Genomic DNA, 3,901 nt, shown 5'->3' with positions numbered 1-3,901 from the left:
GCGCACCGGCGATGCCGAGCGCCTTCAGCGGCAACTCTTCCGGGTCGAAATCCGGCACGACCTCGCAATAGTCGAGCCCGTGGCGGGCGATCAGCGCCTGCTCGAGCTCCATGCATTCGGAGACCTCGCCGTCGATATAGACCTTCACCAGGCCGTCCTGGTTGGCCTTCATGATCAGGCGATGCGCCTTGAGGGAGGTCAGGCCCAGCCTCTTGGCGACTTCGGCCTGCGTCAGGCCGCCGGCATAGTGCAGCCAGGCGGCACGCGTCGCCATGCTCGTCTCGTCATCCCTGAGGGAACCTCCGCCCGCTGCCATGTCTCCACCCGTCCGATCGGATCTGTTTTGATATTTTTATCGTTGTATGAAATTATTTTCATGCGAAAATTTTCACGGCATGAAAAATTTGTCAAGTGAATTGGATTCCGCGGCTGCGAACCCGTCGGCTGCCTGCACCGACAGGGCTGGCGTGAAATTGCCGAGACGGCGGCCGGATTTCACGGAAAAACAATGGCTTCGCGCGCCGCACAAGGAGCGACGCAGCGCACAGCATTATCTATCAGCGGATGATGGAACGGCCTGCGGCAGACGCCGCCGTGCTACTGTTCCAGGTTCTTCAGGTAGATCGACAGGAGCTGGATCTGCGAGGAGATGCCGAGCTTGCGGTAGACGTTGCGCCGATGAACCTTCACCGTGCCCGTCGCGATCGCGAGTCTGAGACCGATCGATTCGGAGGAGTGGCCCTGCAGGACCAGTTCGATGATGGCGGCCTCGCGCTCGGTCAGGTTCAGCCGCCGCCAGACGCGGTCGGCGGCACTCTGCGGCGCGTCGCTGCGCCCACGCGCCTTTGCCGCGGCCCGGTCGAAACGCCCGCCGATGTCGCGCCACACGCTGCCGACGAAGGCCGTCACGAGCGGAGCGGCATCCCGGAGAAGCGCGAATTCCGTGTTGGAGAACGCACCCGTGCCTTCCCGCCGCATCAGCGACAGCACCACCGTGGCGCCGCCCTCCACCGGAACGAAGAATCCGATCTCCTCGGCAAGCCGCGTCTGGGAATAGTAGCTGCGGAAATATTCGCTGGAGAAGAACCGGTCCGGCGCCAGTTCCCGCATGCGGAAGATGCCCGCCCGCCGCTCACGGGCGGTGTGGTAGAACGGATCCAGAAGATAGGGGCCGGCCTGGTAGAGACTGACGAAGACCTCGTAGTCGTCGGCCTCGAAGGTGCTGAACAGATCGATCGGCCGTGCCCTGTCGCGATAGGCGAAGACCACCACATGATCGAAGCGCGCAAGCGCCGCCATCATGTCCCGGAATGCCGCGCCCGCCGCGGCATCGTCCAGCGGCAACGGTCCGACGGCCGGTACAAGCGCCCGGCAGAGTGCCGCAAGATCGATCCGCATGCCGTCCCTCTCCTCGCCCCCGGATTTCCCGGTTTCCCGGCCAACCGGGATATACTCCTTCCACGGGCGATATTCCGATAAAATACCTCTCTCGGGGTATATACCGGCCCTCGCCCGCTGGCTAGCATCCCTGTCACGGTGGCAAGGCGGCGCAGATCGCTTCATCCAGAGCCAAACCGCAGGGAACAGACGTGACATCGGCCTCCTCCAACGACATCGAGTTCCGTTCGGTGACCAAGCGCTATGGCGCGGTGGCCGCGGTCTCGGACATCAATCTTGCCGTACCCAAGGGCGCCTTCGTCGCGCTGCTCGGCCCGTCCGGCTGCGGCAAGACGACCTGTCTGCGGATGATCGGCGGCTTCGAACAGCCGAGCGAGGGCGATGTCCTGATCGGCGGTGCCGTCGCGAACGGCATCCCGCCCTACCGCCGGCCGGTCAACATGGTGTTCCAGCACTATGCGCTCTTCCCCCATTTCGATGTCGAGCAGAACGTCGCCTACGGGTTGAAGCAGCTTCGCCCGCGCCTGCCGTCCGGTGAGATCACCCGCCGGGTCGGCGAGGCGCTGGAGATGGTCCGCCTTTCCGGCTTCGCGAGCCGCCGCATCCATGAAATGTCCGGCGGCCAGCAGCAGCGCGTCGCGCTCGCCCGCGCCCTCGTCAACAAGCCGTCCGTCCTCCTCCTCGACGAACCGCTCGCCGCCCTCGACAAGAAGCTGAGGACCGCGATGCAGATCGAACTGCAGACCTTGCAGCGCGACCTCGGCATCACCTTCGTGCTCGTCACGCACGACCAGGAGGAGGCGCTGTCGATGAGCGACCTCGTCTGCGTCATGAGCGCCGGCCGCATCCGCCAGCTTGCGCCGCCGCAGGAGATCTACGACCGGCCGGCCGACCTTTTCGTTGCCGATTTCGTCGGCAAGACGAACCGGCTGCCGGCGGTGCTCGACGCGGCAGGCACCGTGCGATTCGCCAACGGTGCCGCGATCCTGACGGACCGCATCGACCTGCCGGCCGGCGCCGTCACCGTCGCGCTGCGCCCGGAAGCCATCCGCCTGTCGCGCGCCGCAGCGGCCGGCGCCGCGCTGGACGGCACCGTCACGCACCGCATCTTCCTCGGCTCCTCGGCCGAATATTCCGTCTCCGTTGCCGGCCTCGGCGATCTGCTGGTCAGCGCCGAGCGCCACGGCCAATCCGAAAACGACCTCGTCGCACCGGGCGAGCGGGTCGCCATAAGCTTCGATCCCGGTAGCGTGCATATCTTTCCGGCCTAGGGAAACAGGCCCGTCACAACAACAAGGGAACAGTGTGATGTCGAAATGGTTCAGAGAGAATGCCCCGGTCAGCGCCCGCACGCTGACGGAAGAATTCATGCGGTTGAAGCGCGGCTCGGTGACGCGCCGGCACTTCCTCGGCGTCACCGGCCTCGGCCTTGCGGCCGCCGTGCTCGCCCGGCAGCCCGGCCTTTTCACCTCGACCGCCCATGCGGCGGAAGAGCTCGGATCGACCATGTCGCTGGCGACCTGGCCGAACTACCATGACCCCGCCACCTTCGAGGCCTTTACCGCGGCGACCGGCGTTGCCGTCGAGGTGAACGTCTTCGGGTCCAACGAGGAGATGCTTGCGAAGCTGCAGGCGGGCGGCACCGGCTGGGACCTCTTCGTGCCGACCAACTACACGATCTCCACCTATGCGAGCCTCGGCCTCATCGACCCGATCGACCTTGCCAAGGTACCGAACTTCGACGCCGCGACGCAGAACACCCGCTTCACCAACGAGGGCACGGTGGACGGCAAGGTCTTTGCACTGCCGAAGAACTGGGGAACGACGGGCATCGCCTTCAATTCGAACGAGGTGAAGACGCCGGTCACCAGCTGGAAGGCGTTCTTCGAGGTCGCGATGACCGAGGCCGATGGCCGCGCCATGGTGCACGACTACCAGCTGACGACCATCGGCAACGCGCTCGTCTCGCTCGGCCATTCCTTCAATTCGATCAAGCCCGAGGAACTCGCCGAGGCCGAGGAGCTGCTGATCAGGGTGAAGCCGCATCTCTATGCGATCAACAGCGACTACCAGCCCTCCATGCGCGCAACCGATGCCTGGATGACCATGTGCTGGACGAACGACGGGGCACAGCTCAACCGCGACCTGCCGGAAATCCAGTTCGTGCTCGGCACGGACGGCGGCGAGATCTGGTCGGACTTCTATGCGGTCCCGAAGAGCGCCGCCAACAAGCCGGCGGGTTATGCCCTGCTCAACTTCCTGATGGACCCGGCCAATGCCGTCCGGGAGCACATCGCCAACGGCGCGCCGACGACCGACAGCCGCGTGATGTCGGTGCTGCCGGCGGAGGTCACCGGCAACAAGATCGTCTATCCGGACGAGGCCGCGCTGACGCCGCTGGAATTCGGCGCCGCTGTGACGCTGACCGATCCGGCCCGCGCGGAACTGATGGCCCGGTTCAAGTCGGCGTAGTTCAAAAACCCCGCCCCTCCCCCTCTCCACA

General features: G+C 65.3%; 3 protein-coding genes and 1 pseudogene. 2 read left to right on the top strand and 2 right to left on the bottom strand.

The features are described from left to right. A pseudogene (locus LXM94_RS21560) lies at window positions 1-316 on the bottom strand (sugar-binding transcriptional regulator); the annotation flags it as partial. A gap of 281 nt (window positions 317-597) precedes the next feature. Continuing rightward, entirely contained in the window at window positions 598-1,398 is an 801-nt protein-coding gene (locus LXM94_RS21555) for a helix-turn-helix transcriptional regulator (RefSeq protein ID WP_235773539.1), read from the bottom strand. Between the two features lie 191 nt (window positions 1,399-1,589). Between LXM94_RS21555 and LXM94_RS21550 the strand changes: the two genes are divergently transcribed. After that, window positions 1,590-2,669 carry an ABC transporter ATP-binding protein gene (locus LXM94_RS21550; RefSeq protein WP_235773538.1) on the top strand — a complete coding sequence of 360 codons (1,080 nt, stop codon included), beginning with the start codon at window positions 1,590-1,592 and terminating at the stop codon, window positions 2,667-2,669. 37 nt (window positions 2,670-2,706) lie between these two features. Beyond that, on the top strand, window positions 2,707-3,870 hold the full coding sequence (locus LXM94_RS21545; RefSeq protein WP_235773537.1) for a polyamine ABC transporter substrate-binding protein: 1,164 nt from the start codon (window positions 2,707-2,709) through the stop codon (window positions 3,868-3,870). The last annotated feature ends 31 nt before the right edge of the window (window positions 3,871-3,901 follow it).

The sequence above is a fragment of the Rhizobium alarense genome, assembly GCF_021555155.1.
GTDB classification, from domain to species: Bacteria; Pseudomonadota; Alphaproteobacteria; order Rhizobiales; family Rhizobiaceae; genus Rhizobium_D; species Rhizobium_D alarense.
Note: the sequence above shows the minus strand (reverse complement) of the source record. Positions and strands in the feature narration are given on the sequence as shown.